We start from the raw sequence: 17,319 nt of genomic DNA, 5'->3' as shown, positions 1-17,319 counted from the left end.
AGCGTTCCCATGAGGTCCCAGTGGAGTAGCTCGTTGTACCGGTGTCATCCAGGGCATGGTTCATACCCTGAATTCATCAAAAACTGTAAGTAATTTATTAAATATACAGTTATACTGATGGATACAGTTCTGGAGGATCATAATCTGCATAAGAAGAGAAAGCAAGGTGTGGAGATAAAGCCCCTCACGATAGCAGGTATTGACCCCGGTCACACAGTCGGCCTTGCCCTGGTTGACCTTGAGGGGAGACTCCTCCACCTTGGAAGCATGAAGGAGGCGGCAAGGTCCGATATAATTGAAAGGATAATCGAACACGGAAAACCTGTTATAGTAGCATCGGACGTCCATCCGGCCCCCAGCGCAGTGAAGAGGATAGCTTCAATGCTCAATGCAAGGCTCTACACACCTGAAAGGGTCATGACCATATCCTTCAAGAATGAACTGGTATCAGAGTTCCTGAGGGAAACAGATCTCACACCTGAAAACTCACACGAAAGGGACGCCCTGGGCAGCTGCCGTGAAGGCCTACAGGCATTATGAAATGAAGCTGAAGCAGATAGAAAGAAAGACCAGCGAAACGGGTATGAGTCCCTCTGATACCCTGAGGGTCAAGGGCCTTGTGATAATGGGAAAACCCATCGCAGAGGCAATACGGTCAGTGAAAGGAGAAGAAGAATCTGAAACCATGGAAATTTCAGAAAAGGAGTCTCATGGCGACAGATATGATGTTGAGAAGCTCAGGAGGATCATCAGGGCCCAGCGGTCAAGGCTAAGAAACCAGGGATCAACCATTGAAAGGTTGAAGAGAGAGAGGAAGTCCCTCCTGGGGAAGATAAGGGAACTGGAGGATGAGAAGTCAAGGCTCGAGAAAAAACTTGAAAGGATCCAGTATGAGTATTCAAAGGATCTGCTTTTAAACAGAGAACTTTCCCACAAATTGAAGGTTATAGAGAAGCTTCAGAAGAAATACGCAGATGAAAAATCCCGCAGGGAGGCACTTGAAAGGGACCTCGACTCCCTCCTCCAGATAAGGGACATGGAGTCCTCTGGTGACACCACACCCATCAAGATCATAGAAACATTCACAAGGGATGGAATACGGAGGGCTTGCTCCAGATGGAAAATAAAGACTGGAGACGTGCTGCTTCTCAGGAGCTCGGAAGGGGGTGGTTCACAGACCGCAAGAATACTCCTTGATCTGGGGCCAAGGGCAATAATAACTGAGGATAAGATGTCACACCAGGCCCTTGAGGTATTTGAGGGGGCAGAGGTGCCCGTTATACCGGTCAGATCACTCCATATAGGGGTGCATGGTGATTTCGGGTCAGTTAAAACTCAAGATTTAAATAGAGAAATAAAAAAATGGAAACACAGATTAAATGAAAAAAGGAAGAAGGAAGAAGAAGAGGAGCTCCTCAAGGTAATAACCGAGTACAGGGCTCAACGAAGAAGGAATCATAAATGAGACTCTTTTAAGTGGTTAACATGAAGATTGCGATTATTTTAGGGACAAGACCAGAGATAATCAAGATGGCCCCTGTTATAGATGAGATAAGGAAGCGTGGCATGGAATTTTCACTGATACACACCGGTCAGCACTATGACCATGAGATGTCTGATCAGTTCTTCATTGACCTTGAACTCCCGGCACCCCACCACAACATAGGTGTGGGCTCAGGGAGTCATGGGGCCATGACCGCCGAGATGCTCAGGGGTCTGGAGGAAGTGCTCTTAAGGGAGGAACCTGATATTGTAATGGTCCAGGGGGATACCAATGCCGTCCTTGCAGGGGCACTGGCAGCGGTCAAACTCCACATACCTGTTGGACATGTTGAGGCCGGTTTGAGGTCCTTTGACAGGACCATGCCTGAGGAGATAAACAGGATGGTTGCAGATGTCTGCTCAAAACTCTACTACGTCCCAACAGAGGAATCAGCCATCAACCTCCTCATGGAGGGTGTGGATCCAGAGATGATCCTTGTCACAGGAAACACGGTGGTTGACGCCTGCCTCAGGAACATTGAGATAGCATCAAGGAAATCGGATATCCTCTCAGAGTTCTCAGAGGATGACAGAATTGTTGCCCTGACGCTTCACAGGGCAGAGAACGTGGACAACCCTGAAAGGCTCGGATCAATAATAGACGCCATACTTGAACTTGAGGAATTCAGGATAGTCTTCCCGGTCCATCCAAGAACCAGGAAGAACCTTGAAAGATTTGGACTCTACAGAATGCTCCAGGATGCAGCCCACGTCACACTCATGAAACCAATGGGCTACCTTGACTTCCTTCTTCTTCTTTCAAATTCATTCATAGTACTCACAGATTCAGGGGGACTCCAGGAGGAGGCAATAACCTTCAACGTACCCTGCCTGACCCTCAGGTACAACACAGAACGCCCCGAGACGGTTGAGGCTGGGGGCAATATCCTTGTGGGCGCCGACAGGGAGATGATAACCGGAACAGCCAGGAGGCTCCTTGAGGACCCCGATTTCAGGAGGAGGATGATGGAGGCAGAAAACCCCTATGGAGATGGTCATGCCTCAGAGAGGATAATTGAAGAAACCCTCCGTCTCCACAGGGAGGGTAAACTGGCAATGGAAGCCCCGGAGGAGGTTATATCCATACCATCAAGGAGACTGATACACGTTGATGAGGATATAACCGTCTTGGACCTGGCTGAGAGGGAGGATGCAGCTGTGAGGATGGTCTACTCTGGAGGCGAAATTCTCTTCCCGGCTCCTGACCTCAACCTCAAGGGAATGGATGTTCTCATAGAATCAGGGTCCCGGAGGAATTGATATGGATGATCAGAGGATAGCAGTATTTGGTCTTGGGCACATAGGTCTTCCAACAGCGGCACTATTTGCAAGGGCCGGCTTTAAGGTCACAGGGGTTGACATAAACCCTGAAACAGTGGAGAAGGTTAACATAGGAAGGTCACCCGTCCTTGAACCGGGTCTTGATGAACTGGTGGCAGAGGTCGTTGGGACCGGTAATCTGGGGGCCACCATGGACGGTGAAAGGGCTGCAGCAGAATCAGAGGTCATGATAATCGTTGTGCCAACACCGGTCAACAGTGAAAACACATCCGATCTATCTGCAGTGATATCTGCAGCCGAAACAATCTCCAGGGGCCTTAAAAAGGGGGACCTTGTGATAGTGGAGAGCACAGTACCCCCGGGTGCCTGTCAGAACGTGGTACTCCCTATACTGGAGAAAACAGGTCTTAAGGTCTCAGAGGACTTTGGACTCGCCTACACGCCGGAGAGGGCACTGCCTAACAACACACTCCATGAAATGCAGAACAATGCAAGGGTAATAGGGGGCGCTGACCCTGAAAGCGCCCGGAGGGCTGCTGCACTCTACAGGAGGATAACATCCGGTGAGGTAATAGTTGTGGATGACCTCATGACAGCCGAGATGGTTAAACTGATGGAGAACACCTACAGGGACACCAACATAGCCCTTGCCAATGAGCTTGCGGTTATATGTGAGGCCCTTGGCATAGACGCCATAAACGCCATCGAGGCAGCAAACCACCATCCGAGGGTGAACATACACACACCGGGTCCGGGTGTTGGCGGCCACTGCCTCTCAATAGACCCCTACTTCATAGTGGAGATGGCGGAGAGGAAGGGCGTGCCTGCAAGGCTAATAAGGACGGCCAGGGAGGTAAATGAGTCCATGCCCCTGCACGTCCTTGAAATCGTGAGGGAAACCCTTGAATCCCGGGGTAAGACCCTAAAGGGTTCAAATGTGGGGATTCTCGGGGTTGCCTACAAGGGTGATGTGGCTGATGCAAGGGAGACGCCAACAAGGCCACTGGTCGCAGCCCTTCTCTCTGAGGGAGCCAGGGTCCTGGTGAACGACCCCCATGTCAGCCCAGAAATTATAAGGGGGATGGGTGTTGAACCGGTTTCCCTTGAGGAGGCCCTCAACTCTGACTGCGTGGTCCTCATGACAGACCACACAGAGTACCTTGAAATAACACCCGAGATGATCCCGGGCGGGATATTCATATGCACAAGGCCCGTCATGGACCCTGAGAGGTTCAGGACAAGGGGTATAACATTCAGGGGCGTGGGCCGTCCTTGAAGCTCCTTATCTTTGAATATGCCACGGCCTCAGGTATAGACGACCCTGAAATATTCCTTGAAGGACGATCAATGCTGGAGGCCCTCCTTACAGATTTCAGGGACTTTGATGTTGAGTTCCTCCTCTCTGAGAGGTTTGCAGATATGGACATCGGGGCGGGGTTCAGACCATCCATCATAGGTGATCTGGATGAATGGCTTCAGGAGAACCTTGAGGGATTCGATGCATGCATTTTCATCGCAGCAGAGGAGGGCATGGAGCTTTACAGGCTCACCCGCATCGTTGAGGAATCAGGCGTGCTGCTCCTTGGCTCATCAGGGGATGCCGTGAGGACATGTTCAGATAAGAGGCTGACATACAGGGCCCTTGATGGAAGGGTCCCCCTCATCGGGACCTATGAACCTGAAGAGATCGTTGATGTTCCTTCAAGGCTCATAGTGAAACCTGCCGACGGGGTTGCCTGTCAGGGCATAAGGATCCTTGAACCAGGGGATGAGCCGGATTTATCAGGAGACATGATCATACAGGACTTTATTGAGGGCGAGAGTGTAAGTGTGAGCCTCCTATCCAACGGTGAGAAGGCACTCCCCCTGAGCCTCAACAGGCAGGACATCATCATGGCTGGCAGTGAACTGGAATACAATGGTGGTAGCGCACCTGTGGATCATGAGATGAGGGAGGATGCATTCACCGTCGCCAGGAGGGCCGTGGAGTCCATTACAGGTTTAAGGGGATATGTTGGCGTTGACCTCATACTTGCAGATGAGCCCTACGTTGTTGAGATAAACTCCCGGATCACAACACCATACATAGGGCTCAGAAGGGTCACGGAGGCGAACCTTGGCCACCTCATACTTGAATCTGTCCTTGGAAGACTCCCTTCTGGTGTTAAATTCAATGGCACAGCATCCTTCAGGAAGGGCATCGATGGCATGGTTGTGGAGGTCACTGAAGGTTTCAGGGGATACTGATCTTTACTGTTGATTCGCCGCATATTTCTCTAACTCTACAGCAAGATTGATGGATTATGGAGATGAAGTTTCATGAAGATTGCAGGATTTGATATTGGAGGAGCAAACACCGACATGGCCATAATAGACTTTGGCTCTGATGGAGACATGAAGGAGGTGAGGGTTGATTTCAGGTACCTCCCGATGTGGCTCAGAAAGGACGAACTTGCAGAGACACTCCTTGAGATGGTGGGCGATGACCTTCATGAACTGGAGGGTGTGGGGGTATGCATGACAGCTGAACTGGTGGACGCATACCCCAGCAAGGCTGCCGGTGTTGCTGATATAATTGACAGGGTGGAGGGGGCCTTTGATGTTCCAGTTGCATACGTGAGTCTCTCAGGGATGGTCGATGCATCAGAGGCCCTCGCAGACCCCATGAACATAGCAGCAGCCAACTGGGTTGCAACATCCCAGATAGCATCTGCAATGAGCAGTGACTGCATAATGGTTGATGTTGGAAGTACCACAACAGATATAATCCCTGTAAAGGACGGCTTCGAGGCTGCAAGGGGTAGAAATGACCTTGAAAGGCTTTCAACAGGTGAACTGGTATACACAGGGACACTCCGGACCAACGTGGCCACCATAGTTGACAGGGTGCCCCTCCAGGATAAATGGTTCAGGGTTTCATCTGAACTCTTCGCAGTCACCGCAGACGTCCACAGGGTACTGGGGAACATCGGGGAATCAGATTACACATGCAGCACACCCGATGGGGCCGGGAAATCGGTGGAGGAGTGCATGCTGAGGATAGCCCGGGTTCTATGCGCTGACCTTGAACTCCTCAGCCCGGGCGACGTGCTTGACGTTGCAGAGTACATCTACCACCAGCAGATCCTAAAGATAGCTGAGGGGATAGCCGAGGTTTCAGAGCGTGAGGGCCTCGAGGAGGTTGTTACAACGGGTCTCGGGATGAAGATACTGGCACAGAGGGCTGCAGAGGTCCTTGAACTGGAATGCAGGACCATGGATGAATTCTTAACTGAGGAGGAGTGTGTGGTGGCACCTGCAGTGGGCACAGCACTCCTCATGGAGGACTATCTCCAGGCCCAGGGCTTATGAACACTTAAAATATGAGACGAAGCTGGTTCCATGAGGTTAATGATTGTTCTTGCAGCCATTGTGGCGGTCCTTGTTACCACAATCGTGGTACTGAACCTCTCTGAGCATTCAACCATAGGCTCGGATTCAAGGGGGTACGTGACGAGGGACATCTACGCCCACTACGGTGAGCAGAGTGTAAAGATAGCCATTGTAACGGGCATACATCCAAGGGAAGAGGTATCGATAGCTCCTGTCCAGTGGGCTGGACGTGTATTTGCCCTGCTCCCGGCGGAGGTTATAATTTACAGTATCAACGTCGAGGACAGTCCACAGGATTATTCGAGGGGCAGAGCCAACGGTGAGGGTCTTGCAGCCACCTACATCCTCCCGGATATAAAGAGGTCAGATTATGACCTCGTTGTAATTGCACATGCCCATAAACCTGGCTACGGTGAGGGATTCTATGTAGCAACTCCCCAGATGGACAGGGCATCCGTGGAGATCGCTGAAGGGGTTAATGAGGATGGATTCAATTATTACCAGGTCTCAGGCAGGGCTAAATACAGAAGTTCGTCAGGGAGGCTCTTCTCAAGACCCCTGGCAGCTGCAGGGTACCCAACCCTGGTCTATGAGGTTCCTGAGTGGTCATCACCCCCTGAGGTGTTTTTCATGACCATCAAGCTCCTCAGGAGCAGCAGCTCCCTTCTCTCATGATGAATGGAGACCATGTGGAACCACCAAGATAAATTAGCGAGATGGTTTTATATGTATTGAAGGAGGGGGGCTGAAACCAGGTCCCAGTTTGCTCTGCTTCTGCGTGTATGATTCAAGAAAGAAATAAATCCTGAAATGGGCATCTTTTTTTGTCCTGAAAAGTGAGATCACATGACGCCCTTTCAGCACTCTCTCAAAAAACACATCACTTTATCGGTTATTCATTCCATCAGTACCAGACATCCTTCATACCTAGGAGGTAGGCGATTATGTTGGCTGAAAGATGAAGAACCAGTGTAATGAGCATTATGAGGATTATGTAATCAATGGGCAGCACAACAATTGGGGATACCAGTATCAGGGCTCCGAAAACGAAATCGAGCTGGTCGAGGATTGGCGCAGGCCTCCCTCTATCTATCTTAAGCCTTCTTTTGATGAAACTGCCTGCAGCATCACCCATAAGGGCTCCGAATCCGAGAAGGAGCCCTGTAATGACGCCAATTATTATTGAACCTGAAAGTAGGCCCTGAATTATTCCCACCACCAAACCGACGAAGGTACCAGCAGCGGTACCCCTCCAGGTCACACCATCACCTATGAGGCGCCGCCCATCAGCGAGGGTTATCCCCATATCAAGGGGCTTACCCCCACCAAAGACGAGACCACTTATATTTGCCATATATGCGGGTAACATAAAGTATATTACATAGAGAACATCTATAATATTGATAATATCAGTATTCACTTGTACACCTCGCAAAAATTTTAAGACCCCATGAGAGTGGGTTAGATTTAAAGAAGAGGATACATGGATAATTTCAAGGATCAGATATATAACATTTGCCGATGAATTGATCAATGCATTTTAACATCCAGATTAACAGGTGACTGTTGTGGTAATAAAAAAAACCAGGAGTCTTTGCCCTGAATGCCTCAGACCGGTTGATGCGGAGGTCTTTGAGGACGAGGGCAGGGTTCTAATAAGAAAGGAATGCCCGGAACATGGAAAATTTGAAAATGTTTACTGGAGCAATTCCAAGATCTACCATAAGGCGGAAGAGTATGATGAGGAAGGTGAGGGTCTCCTGAATCCACAGACAGACCCACTGAAGGGATGTCCAATGGACTGTGGGCTCTGCCCTGAACACGAAAGCCACACTGTTCTTGGTCTTATTGATGTCACCAATCGATGCAATCTTAAATGTCCCATCTGTTTTGCCAATGCAGCAGTGTCCAACTACATCTATGAACCAACCTATGAAGAGATAAGGGAGATGCTGCGAAATCTTCGCAGAAACAGGCCGGTTCCAACACCTGCGATTCAGTATGCAGGGGGTGAGCCCACCGTCAGGAAGGACATAGTCGACCTTGTGAAACTTGCAAGGGAGGAGGGCTTCACCCATGTGCAGATAGCCACCAATGGTGTCAGACTGGCGCGTAAACCTGAACTTGCAGCTGAACTCAGGGAGGCAGGTCTTAACACGGTTTACCTCCAGTTCGATGGTGTCACAGAGGAACCATATATTACATCCAGAGGTAAAAATCTCCTCCCCATAAAACTGCAGGCAATAGAGAACTGTAGAAAGGTTGGTCTTGGCATTGTCCTTGTCCCGACACTGGTGAGGGGGCTGAACGACAACCAGGTTGGGGACATCATAAGATTCGCAATTGACAACATTGACATCATAAGAGGCGTTAACTTCCAGCCGGTCTCCTTCGCAGGAAGAACCCCTGCCGACAGGGTCGAGGAACAGCGCATAACGATACCGGACTTCCAGAAACTGGTGGAAGCACAGACAGGGTCAGAGATATCCATGGATGACTTCTACCCTGCATCATCTGTCCGCCCGATATCTGACTTCGTGGCCGCCATTGAGGGAGAACCCCAGGTAACCTTCACATGCCACCAGCACTGCGGGACAGCAACCTACATATTCCTAGAGGACGATAAAATAATTCCAATAACAAGGTTCATCGATGTCGACAGGTTCTTTGAGGTACTCGAAAAGGGTAAGGATGAAATCGAGGAGGGAGGAATAGCTGCAAAGGCAAGGGTGATTGCAAGATCAGCAATAGAACTCCCGAAAACCCTGGATAAATCAGAGGCCCCGGAATCAGTGGATATAAAGAGAATACTCACATCCATATTCAAGGAGAGGTCCTACACAGCCCTCGGTGAGTTCCACTACAACACCCTCCTTATATCATGCATGCACTTCATGGACCCATGGAACTTTGACATCGACAGGGTCAGGAGGTGCGTCATACACTACGCCCTCCCTGACGGCCGCATAGTCCCCTTCTGCACAATGAATTCGATACACCGGGCAGATGTTGAAAGGCACTTTGCAAAGCCCCTTAATGAATCAAAGGATTAAGGAGTGGTAATTGAATTGATCATAAACACACCATCCAGACTCCACCTGACCCTCATAGACCTCAACGGTGAGAGGGGCCGCCTTGACGGTGGAGTTGGGATCACACTCAATGAACCCGAACTTGTGGTGGGCCTTGAGGCCTCAGATGATATGGGAGTTGAATTCACCTCTCATGCTGAAGGGAAGCTAAGGGAGGAATACAGGTCAAAGATAATGGAAGCTGCAAGGAGAACCCTCAAGCACATAGGGAGTGATGAAAAGTTTCATTTCACCGTACGAAGCATGTTCCCTGCCCACTCAGGTCTGGGTTCAGGGACCCAGTTGTCCCTTGCAACGGCAAGACTCGTGGCAGAGTACCATGGAATGAAATTCACTGCAAGGGAACTCGCACACATTGTGGGAAGGGGAGGAACCTCAGGTATAGGGGTGGCATCCTTTGAGGATGGAGGATTCATAGTGGATGCAGGCCACAGCAGCAGGGAGAAGTCAGACTTTCTGCCATCATCTGCCTCAAGTGCCTCACCACCACCTGTAATTGCAAGGTATGATTTTCCTGAGGAATGGAACATCATAATAGCCATCCCCGAAATCGATAGATCCGTTTCAGGGAGAAGGGAGGTTAACATATTCCAGGAGTACTGCCCCCTCCCTCTGCGTGATGTTGAGAGGCTCTCCCACATAATACTCATGAAGATGATGCCCGCTATCCTTGAGGGGGATATAGAGGCCTTCGGAGAGTCGGTCAACGAGATACAGGGCACCGGCTTCAAGAGAATCGAAAGGGAACTCCAGGACCCACTCATCGACAGGATAATAGATTCGATGATATCTGCAGGGGCTCCAGGTGCAGGTATGAGTTCCTTTGGACCTGCGGTCTACTCGGTCACCGATGAAAAACCTGGAAATGTGGCTGGAGCCGTGGCCGAGATCATGGGTCCCGGGAGGATAATAGTAACAGGAGGCCGCAACAGGGGAGCCTTCATGATAAAATGAACCCCAAGATGACTGATGATGTTTTTCATGGACCAGATAGAACACCAGTAAGGGAGATACAATGGAAGGAATCATAAGGGGAAGAGTATGGAGATTCGGTGACAACGTGGATACAGATATGATTATACCGGGCCGTTACCTGAGGACCTTCAGCCTGGATGAACTGGCGTCCCATGTGATGGAGGGTGCAAGACCCGAATTCGCCTCTCAGGTCAGGAAGGGAGACATTATCGTCGCCGGACGCAACTTCGGCTGCGGATCATCAAGGGAACAGGCCCCCGTCGCCCTGAAACATGCAGGTGTGGTCGCAATAATAGCCGAATCCTTTGCAAGGATATTCTACAGAAACGCCATAAACATAGGGTTGCCTGTTATAATGGCGAAGGTCGATGCTGATGACGGGGATGAAGTATCCATCGATCTGAGAAGCGGCCAGATCCGGAACCTCACAGCAGGCAGCGAATACAGGATGAAACCCTTCAATGATTACATGCTATCAATCCTCGAGGACGGCGGACTCGTGAACCACTACCTCAAAACAATCGATACTGGCATATCAGGAGATGAGGGGTAGAGATGCAGTGCCCTATCTGTGGATCAGGATCATTCAGGGTCCTGAAGAGCAGGACCGATGAGTCAAGGTCAAGGAAGATAAAGCACCTTGTACTTGAATGCGAGGAATGTGGCACGGTTTTCAGGGACAGCATCGTCATTGAAAAGCCCCGGACCCACAGAATAGTGGTCAGTGAGCACGGGAAATCCTACCGGGATGAGGTGGAACTGTACCCCGGTGAGGAGCTATCTGCAGGAGACGCCCTCACAGTTTCAGGCAAACTGGTTGAGGTGACCTCCATTGAACTCAAAAGCGGTAAGAGGGTTGATAGGGCCACTGAAGACGATATCGAGACGGTATGGGCAGTTTCACTTGAGGCACCTGCACGTGTCGGTGTCTCGGTTGACCTCCATGGTGAGGTCTACTCAAGGAAGGTTGAGATCGACAGGGACTTCATCTTCAGGGTCGGTGACGTCCTGAAAATCGGTGAACACGTCTTCAGGATAAAGAGCATGAAAACGGGGGACAGGATGATAAGGAGGGGCTCAGCACCCGCACACAACATTAAGAGGATCTACGGGGTCCCGGTTAACATGAGATTCACCCATGACCTGACAGACAGGGTGGTGTGATCCCGGGACTTCGGGGCTGATCTGCTGTGGTCACATGATGGATGAGAGAAGGAGAATGGTTCAGGACCTCATGGAGAGGGGATACATAAAATCTGAGGCCGTCAGGAGGGCCATGGAGAGGGTGCCCAGGGAGGAGTTTGTCCCTGAGGATGAGATGCACAGGGCCTACATGGACATGCCGCTCCCCATAGGTGAGGGTCAGACCATATCGGCACCCCACATGGTTGCCATGATAGCTGAGATCCTTGACCTGGAACCCGGGATGAAGGTCCTTGAGATAGGTACCGGCTGCGGCTACAATGCAGCTGTTATAGCTGAAATCATAGGACCCGAGGGACACCTCTACACCGTTGAAAGGATAGGAATCCTCTATGAAAGGGCCCGCAAAAAACTCAGAAGCCTCGGATACGATAACATAACGGTCATACACGGCGATGGCAGCCAGGGATTCGCTGATGAGGCACCCTACAGCAGGATATACGTGACTGCAGCGGCACCATACATCCCGGATCCCCTCATGAAGCAGCTGGAGATAGGGGGAAAACTTTTAATACCTGTGGGTTCTGATAAATTCTATCAGGAACTGGTTCTGATTGAGAGGACCTCCGCCGACGACTACAGGTCCAGAAATCTCGGCGGGGTTGCCTTCGTCCCGCTGATAGGGAAACATGGATGGAAATTCCACTGAACTGAAGACCACAAATCCATTTTTTCAGGTTAACATTTAAAAGAGTGATTTCCAATGGATGGTATCAGGGTTTATATAGAGACATTTGGATGTACATTCAACCAGGCAGACTCTGAGATCATGGCAGGCGTCCTCCGGGAGGAGGGCGCTGTGCTCACAGGAATCGATGATGCTGACGTCATAATTATCAACACATGCTATGTTAAGCATCCCACGGAGCACAAGGTTATAAACAGGATAAAGAAGATACAGGAGACCTACCCTGAGAAGGGTCTCGTTGTGGCTGGCTGCATGGTCGAAATAGACCCCTCTAAACTTGAAGCCATCTCGGGAGATGCATCATGGCTTGGGCCACACCAGCTGAGAAGGGCGCCGCAGGCTGTCAGGGCCGCCAGTAATGGTCTGGTTGAGCGCATAACCGGATTCACGTCAGATGTGAAGGTGAAGGTCCCAAGGGTCAGGTCAAATCCCCTTATACACATCATACCGATATGTGAGGGGTGCAATGGTAGCTGCAGTTACTGCTGCACCCGGTTTGCCAGGGGAAGAATCCAGAGTTATCCATCGGACCTCATCATCAGTGAGGCAAGGGAGGCAGTGGCCAGTGGCTGCAGGGAGATACAGCTCACAGCACAGGACACAGCCGCCTATGGGGTGGATACCGGCGAAAAGCTATCAGACATCATAAAGGGGATATCAGGGATCCCCGGGAATTTCAGGATACGTGTGGGTATGATGCACCCTGCAAGCGTCCTCAGGGATCTTGATGGACTTGTTGAGGCATTCAAATCAGAGAAGGTCTACAGCTTCCTTCATCTCCCGGTGCAGAGTGGCAGTGATAGTGTACTCGCAGATATGGAGAGGGGACACACAGTGGATGAGTTCCGGATGATTGTTGAAAGGTTCAGGTCAGAGATCCCCGACATATCCATCGCAACGGACATAATCGTTGGCTACCCCACAGAGGAGCGGGAGGACTTCATGGATACATGCAGCCTCCTGGAGGAGGTTAAACCCAGCTTCATACACCTCTCAAAGTACCGGCACCGCCCACGTGCCAGGTCATCTTCACTTGATGAGATAGACTTCAGGGAACTCCGCAGACGTTCCAGGGCCCTCGAGGAACTCAAGATGAGGATAACTGAGGAGGAAAACAGACGCCTGGTGGGATCATTCCAGGAGATACTCGTTGTTGAGAGGGGAAGGAAGGGGGGTTTCATTGGAAGGACGGGTTCGTACATCCCGGTTGTTACAGAAACCGGTGAGCCAGGGTCCTTCAGGAGGGTCAGGATAAGGGATGCCACAGGGACATACCTCCTGGCTGATTAGAATCCCTCATTCAATGGATTCTGCGGCCCTCTCCTGACTGATTTTTAAAATGATGGGTTTTCAGTGATTAATCATATGCTTTGGATCTTCTTCATGGAAACCACTGTAAAACTAGAAGATGAACTCGATCTCTGATAAACACAGATAAGCTGGTCACAGAACTGGTTTTTAAGAGTCAGTTGATAAGTAGTTGCTATAAATTAATTTTTTAGGGTCTCAAAGACTTTACTCAAAATATAGAGGTGGTTATAAGTGCCGTGGGCCGGACTTGAACCAGCGACATCCAGATCTTCAGTCTGGCGTTCTCCCAACTGAACTACCACGGCATGATGGGCCGGACGAGATTCGAACTCGTGATCACCTCCGTGTCAGGGAGGTATCATACCCCTAGACCACCGGCCCGTGTTCCTTCTAAAGTATGGAAGTGGTCATATATAACCTTTTCCCTTCATGGGGGGGGTGATCCGATGATAAAGACACCCTTTATGCCTGTAAAGGGTGTGGTGGACACATTAGCTCAGGTGGAGTTCCTGCAGCAATACGATTTTGAATTGGAGCGTTGAAGATTCATTTATCCCATCAGATTCTGTTAGATATTCAATGGTAATGTCTGTTCATGGAACAATTTAAGCTAATGTTAAATTTGATGGTTTAACTTTAAGTATAACCTTGTGAATAATGTAACTTGAAACCATAAATCCATGTGATCACATCTAACATCATCATCTGATTAAGCTGGTACACTTTGATGGGGGATGTTTCTTGACCTACAAGAGTCTTCCTGTTGCAGAAAAGATACAATCATACTGGAATAGAAGAGCCCGGCTGGTAATTGTCACATCATTCACCATACTCTGCGCAGCAGCCACCATCTACTTTCACATGATCCTCGGCGTTGAGATAGTATTCACCCACCTATTTTACATACCCATGGTATTCGCTGCGGTATGGTTCGGGAGAAGGTCCTTCATAGTGACGGCCTTTCTTGGCACCGTGCTCCTTGTGACTCATGCCCTCGCATCCCTCGGTGGATTCCAGGATGATGTCATGCGTCTGTCTGTGATGTTCTTTGTGAATGCCATCACCGTGATCCTATCAGAGTCCATTGGGGAATCAGAGGAGGCACTGGCAGAGAGTGAGGAGAAATACAGGACAATAGTCGAATCTGCAAGGGACGCCATAATAACCGTTGATGGGAATGGGAGTATTGTATCATGGAACAGTGCAGCGGAGAAGATATTTGGTTACAGAGCAGCTGAAATGATGGGTAGGCACATCGACACCATAATCACGGAGGAAAACCTTGAAAAACACGATTTCAACAGGATTATTGACAGAGAAATTTCCATCATGGTAACAGATGTTGAGGGTGTACGGAAGGATGGAACAAGGGTGCCGCTGGAGATATCTGTCTTCAGCTGGAATTATATGGATGAAAAATTTATAACAGCCGTCATAAGGGATGTAACGGAAAGAAAAATGGCAGAAAATGCCTTGATTGAAAGTGAAAGGAAATTCAGAGCGGTTTTCGATGGAGTTGAGGACATAATAACCATCGTGGAGATCAGGGAAAATGGTCTTCCCGGTAAATATATTGAGGTTAACAGGGCGGCAGTTGAAAAGCTGGGCTATTCCAGGGATGAACTCCTCAGGATGACACCTGCTGATATGGGGGTGAGCAGGGAACAGTCATATGATATCATAAAAAACCTCCTCAGAAGTGGGAAGGTGACATTCAACAGAACCTATATCTCCAGGGATGGCAGGAGGATACCTGTTGAGGTTAACTCAAGGCTACTTGAACTTGGAGAGATGAAGGTGGCTGTATCGGTTGCAAGGGATATAACCCAGAGACTGGAGAACGAAAGGAGACTGCGGGAGAGTGAGGAGAAATACAGATCCCTATTTGACCTTTCACCAGAATACATACTCCTCCTGGATCCTGAGGATGGGAGGATACTTGATGTGAACTCAACCCTCGCCGGGACCCTTGGAATTCCATCAGAGGAACTGAGGGGAAGATCCATCTATGAACTGGAATTCCTTTCTGATGATGTTAAGACGGAATTCAGGTCCAAAATTGAAGTGATAGAGAGGGATGGCACTCTGGAACCCTATGAGATGGTCCTTACAGATCCATATGGAAGGGAATACACCGTGAGGATATACAACAAGCTCATACACGCAGAGGGAAGGGAATGCCTCCTGATTGTATTAAATGACATCTCTGACCTCAAGAGGACCCAGAGCATGCTTGAGAAGTCCCTTGCTGAGAAGGAACTTCTCCTCAAGGAGATCCACCACAGAGTCAAGAACAACCTCATGATAATATCAAGCCTCCTCAGCCTCCAGTCCCGACAGGCCAAGGACAGGGAGACCATGGATCTTTTCAGGGAGAGCGAAAACAGGACCCGGTCCATGGTCCTGATCCATGAGCGACTTTACCGTTCAGAGGATCTGAAGAACATTGACCTTGCAGAATACCTGGGCAGACTCGCATCAGAGATATTCAGGAGTTACTCTGCAGATTCACGTATCCGGCTGAAGCTGGAGATAGATGAATTAAAGGTTGATGTGGAGACTGCTGTCCCCCTGGGCCTCATAGTCAATGAACTTTTAACAAATGCTGTGAAGCATGCATTCCCGGATGGGGAGGGCACGGTAACGGTTTCCCTCAGGAAGAGGAACGGCACGGTTACCCTTGAGGTCAGTGATGATGGCGCAGGTTTTCCAGAGGATATTGACTGGGAGAGCAGCCCATCACTCGGACTGCAGCTTGTAAGAAAGCCTCACTGAACAGATCGATGGGAAGGTCGAGATGATTTCAGATGGGGGGACAACATTCAGGATAACATTTACAGAGAAGGGTCTGGTCCTCAATAATTCTGGTTAGGGCATTAATACAAAGTTTCTGTGCCTTTAATCTGCTGCGGCATAAAAGAAAGGTTTAGGTTAATCTATCTTTTTGAACTCGTCCTTTGGAGCTCCACAGATAGGGCACCTTGAAGGAGCCTCGCCCTCAACGGTGTTACCGCACCAGTTGCAGACGTAGTAGTCCACCTCAACGTTACTTCCAAGGTTCTCCAGGGCTTTCTTGTACAGCTCTGCATGGATCTTTTCAACCCTGTTTGCAACGTCGAAGCTCCAGCGGGCCTGTTCATGACCTTCGGCTTCGGCCTCCTCAATGAAACCAGGGTACATATCCTCGAATTCAGCTGTTTCTCCCTCTATTGCCTCCCTGAGGTTCTCCTCGGTACTCCTGACAGCATCCATGGCATCAAGGTGGTTCATTGCATGGACGGTCTCTGCCGCTGCGGCTGCACGGAAGAGCTTTGCGACCTGGTGGTATCCCTCTTCATCTGCCTTCTTTGCAAAGGCAAGGTACTTTCTGTTTGCCTGGGACTCCCCTGCAAAGGCTTCCTTCAGGTTATCCATTGTTGACATAAAAAAATCACCTCACTGCTTATACCAGTAATAATATATTAGCATCAGTTATATATCTTTATTGCAGATACAGAAGGGGAATGGAGATACAATCAGGAAGTAGAGGCCCTAAAATTAGATTAAAATTTGCAGTGTCCCTAAAAATAAATAAATAGTAGTAATAAGATCTAATTATAACTGTTTAGCGGCCATTTCTATGTCTGTGGCTTTAACAGTTTTTCTGCCGGCGTGTTTTGCAAGTTCAACGGCTTTGCGTGAGATTTCTTCACCCATTTCTTCAAGGGCCTTTGCTAAAGCCTCTTTTGCATCATCACTTATTCTCTGGGCACCGGCATTTTTTATTATTCTACCTACTGGTGCAATTGGTAATTCAGCCATAATTTCACCTCCAAATTAAGCTGGTACGCTCTAATATTTAAATTTATTGGTTAC

General features: G+C 49.4%; 17 protein-coding genes and 2 tRNA genes. 14 read left to right on the top strand and 5 right to left on the bottom strand.

Features of this window, described 5'->3' with window-relative positions:
- Window positions 1-117: 117 nt before the first annotated feature.
- The 7 genes from MTH_RS09370 (at window position 118) to MTH_RS03925 (ending at window position 6,870) form a co-directional block, all read left to right on the top strand.
- A complete protein-coding gene (locus MTH_RS09370) occupies window positions 118-540 on the top strand; it encodes a DUF460 domain-containing protein (RefSeq protein ID WP_010876472.1) in 423 nt (140 codons plus the stop codon).
- The gene (locus tag MTH_RS03950) at window positions 518-1,465 is read left to right on the top strand and encodes a DUF460 domain-containing protein (protein WP_143485763.1); all 948 of its coding nucleotides are present in this window, start codon (window positions 518-520) and stop codon (window positions 1,463-1,465) included. Before MTH_RS09370 ends, MTH_RS03950 begins: the two co-directional genes overlap by 23 nt.
- A 20-nt stretch (window positions 1,466-1,485) precedes the next feature.
- Complete coding sequence (gene wecB, locus MTH_RS03945; RefSeq protein ID WP_048060909.1) at window positions 1,486-2,802, top strand: non-hydrolyzing UDP-N-acetylglucosamine 2-epimerase; 1,317 nt, start codon at window positions 1,486-1,488, stop codon at window positions 2,800-2,802.
- A 1-nt stretch (window position 2,803) separates the two neighbouring features.
- The gene (locus MTH_RS03940; protein ID WP_010876469.1) at window positions 2,804-4,099 is read left to right on the top strand and encodes a nucleotide sugar dehydrogenase; all 1,296 of its coding nucleotides are present in this window, start codon (window positions 2,804-2,806) and stop codon (window positions 4,097-4,099) included.
- Window positions 4,096-5,070 (top strand): ATP-grasp domain-containing protein, encoded by a 975-nt coding sequence (locus MTH_RS03935; RefSeq protein ID WP_010876468.1) that lies wholly within the window; start codon window positions 4,096-4,098, stop codon window positions 5,068-5,070. The genes MTH_RS03940 and MTH_RS03935 overlap by 4 nt, the downstream gene beginning before the upstream one ends.
- Window positions 5,071-5,142: 72 nt before the next feature.
- A complete protein-coding gene (locus tag MTH_RS03930) occupies window positions 5,143-6,174 on the top strand; it encodes a hydantoinase/oxoprolinase family protein (protein ID WP_010876467.1) in 1,032 nt (343 codons plus the stop codon).
- A gap of 30 nt (window positions 6,175-6,204) precedes the next feature.
- Window positions 6,205-6,870 carry a hypothetical protein gene (locus MTH_RS03925; protein WP_010876466.1) on the top strand — a complete coding sequence of 222 codons (666 nt, stop codon included), beginning with the start codon at window positions 6,205-6,207 and terminating at the stop codon, window positions 6,868-6,870.
- Between the two features lie 229 nt (window positions 6,871-7,099).
- On the opposite strand, the gene MTH_RS03920 is transcribed toward MTH_RS03925, so the two are convergent.
- Complete coding sequence (locus MTH_RS03920; RefSeq protein WP_048060908.1) at window positions 7,100-7,615, bottom strand: CDP-2,3-bis-(O-geranylgeranyl)-sn-glycerol synthase; 516 nt, start codon at window positions 7,613-7,615, stop codon at window positions 7,100-7,102.
- 148 nt (window positions 7,616-7,763) lie between these two features.
- Here MTH_RS03920 and tes point away from each other — a divergent pair, with 148 nt between their 5' ends.
- The 6 genes from tes (at window position 7,764) to MTH_RS03890 (ending at window position 13,443) form a co-directional block, all read left to right on the top strand.
- Complete coding sequence (gene tes / locus MTH_RS03915) at window positions 7,764-9,248, top strand: tetraether lipid synthase Tes (RefSeq protein ID WP_048060907.1); 1,485 nt, start codon at window positions 7,764-7,766, stop codon at window positions 9,246-9,248.
- Window positions 9,249-9,251: 3 nt separating this feature from the next.
- Window positions 9,252-10,241 carry a beta-ribofuranosylaminobenzene 5'-phosphate synthase gene (locus MTH_RS03910; RefSeq protein WP_010876463.1) on the top strand — a complete coding sequence of 330 codons (990 nt, stop codon included), beginning with the start codon at window positions 9,252-9,254 and terminating at the stop codon, window positions 10,239-10,241.
- Between the two features lie 61 nt (window positions 10,242-10,302).
- Window positions 10,303-10,815, top strand: coding sequence for a homoaconitase small subunit (gene hacB / locus MTH_RS03905; RefSeq protein WP_010876462.1), 513 nt, complete (start codon window positions 10,303-10,305; stop codon window positions 10,813-10,815).
- Between the two features lie 2 nt (window positions 10,816-10,817).
- The gene (locus MTH_RS03900) at window positions 10,818-11,426 is read left to right on the top strand and encodes an HVO_0476 family zinc finger protein (RefSeq protein WP_010876461.1); all 609 of its coding nucleotides are present in this window, start codon (window positions 10,818-10,820) and stop codon (window positions 11,424-11,426) included.
- Between the two features lie 34 nt (window positions 11,427-11,460).
- The gene (locus tag MTH_RS03895; RefSeq protein WP_010876460.1) at window positions 11,461-12,114 is read left to right on the top strand and encodes a protein-L-isoaspartate O-methyltransferase; all 654 of its coding nucleotides are present in this window, start codon (window positions 11,461-11,463) and stop codon (window positions 12,112-12,114) included.
- A gap of 54 nt (window positions 12,115-12,168) precedes the next feature.
- The gene (locus MTH_RS03890; protein ID WP_010876459.1) at window positions 12,169-13,443 is read left to right on the top strand and encodes a tRNA (N(6)-L-threonylcarbamoyladenosine(37)-C(2))-methylthiotransferase; all 1,275 of its coding nucleotides are present in this window, start codon (window positions 12,169-12,171) and stop codon (window positions 13,441-13,443) included.
- Between the two features lie 253 nt (window positions 13,444-13,696).
- Here the strand turns inward: MTH_RS03890 and MTH_RS03885 are convergent.
- Both MTH_RS03885 and MTH_RS03880 read right to left on the bottom strand, forming a co-directional pair.
- Window positions 13,697-13,769, bottom strand: a tRNA-Phe gene (locus MTH_RS03885).
- 4 nt (window positions 13,770-13,773) lie between these two features.
- A tRNA-Val gene (locus MTH_RS03880) sits at window positions 13,774-13,845 on the bottom strand.
- A 360-nt stretch (window positions 13,846-14,205) separates the two neighbouring features.
- Between MTH_RS03880 and MTH_RS03875 the strand changes: the two genes are divergently transcribed.
- Window positions 14,206-16,239, top strand: a complete 2,034-nt coding sequence (locus MTH_RS03875; RefSeq protein ID WP_010876458.1) for a PAS domain S-box protein — start codon at window positions 14,206-14,208, stop codon at window positions 16,237-16,239.
- Window positions 16,240-16,395: 156 nt separating this feature from the next.
- Here MTH_RS03875 and MTH_RS03870 read toward each other — a convergent pair whose 3' ends face one another.
- Window positions 16,396-16,887, bottom strand: coding sequence for a rubrerythrin family protein (locus tag MTH_RS03870; protein WP_010876457.1), 492 nt, complete (start codon window positions 16,885-16,887; stop codon window positions 16,396-16,398).
- Between the two features lie 171 nt (window positions 16,888-17,058).
- On the bottom strand, window positions 17,059-17,265 hold the full coding sequence (gene hmtA1, locus MTH_RS03865) for a histone HmtA1 (protein ID WP_010876456.1): 207 nt from the start codon (window positions 17,263-17,265) through the stop codon (window positions 17,059-17,061).
- Between the last annotated feature and the right edge of the window lie 54 nt (window positions 17,266-17,319).

The organism is Methanothermobacter thermautotrophicus str. Delta H (assembly GCF_000008645.1).
Taxonomy (GTDB): domain Archaea; phylum Methanobacteriota; class Methanobacteria; order Methanobacteriales; family Methanothermobacteraceae; genus Methanothermobacter; species Methanothermobacter thermautotrophicus.
Note: the sequence above shows the minus strand (reverse complement) of the source record. Positions and strands in the feature narration are given on the sequence as shown.

What these genes read in the sequence shown, in the direction of transcription:
- MTH_RS03940 (WP_010876469.1), top strand. Translation starts at nt 2,804, where the DNA reads ATGGATGATCAGAGGATAGCAGTATTTGGTCTTGGGCACATAGGTCTT.
- MTH_RS03900 (WP_010876461.1), top strand. Translation starts at nt 10,818, where the DNA reads ATGCAGTGCCCTATCTGTGGATCAGGATCATTCAGGGTCCTGAAGAGC.
- MTH_RS09370 (WP_010876472.1), top strand. Translation starts at nt 118, where the DNA reads ATGGATACAGTTCTGGAGGATCATAATCTGCATAAGAAGAGAAAGCAA.
- MTH_RS03870 (WP_010876457.1), bottom strand. Translation starts at nt 16,887, where the DNA reads ATGTCAACAATGGATAACCTGAAGGAAGCCTTTGCAGGGGAGTCCCAG.
- MTH_RS03925 (WP_010876466.1), top strand. Translation starts at nt 6,205, where the DNA reads ATGAGGTTAATGATTGTTCTTGCAGCCATTGTGGCGGTCCTTGTTACC.
- MTH_RS03895 (WP_010876460.1), top strand. Translation starts at nt 11,461, where the DNA reads ATGATGGATGAGAGAAGGAGAATGGTTCAGGACCTCATGGAGAGGGGA.
- hmtA1 (WP_010876456.1), bottom strand. Translation starts at nt 17,265, where the DNA reads ATGGCTGAATTACCAATTGCACCAGTAGGTAGAATAATAAAAAATGCC.
- MTH_RS03890 (WP_010876459.1), top strand. Translation starts at nt 12,169, where the DNA reads ATGGATGGTATCAGGGTTTATATAGAGACATTTGGATGTACATTCAAC.
- wecB (WP_048060909.1), top strand. Translation starts at nt 1,486, where the DNA reads ATGAAGATTGCGATTATTTTAGGGACAAGACCAGAGATAATCAAGATG.
- hacB (WP_010876462.1), top strand. Translation starts at nt 10,303, where the DNA reads ATGGAAGGAATCATAAGGGGAAGAGTATGGAGATTCGGTGACAACGTG.
- MTH_RS03930 (WP_010876467.1), top strand. Translation starts at nt 5,143, where the DNA reads ATGAAGATTGCAGGATTTGATATTGGAGGAGCAAACACCGACATGGCC.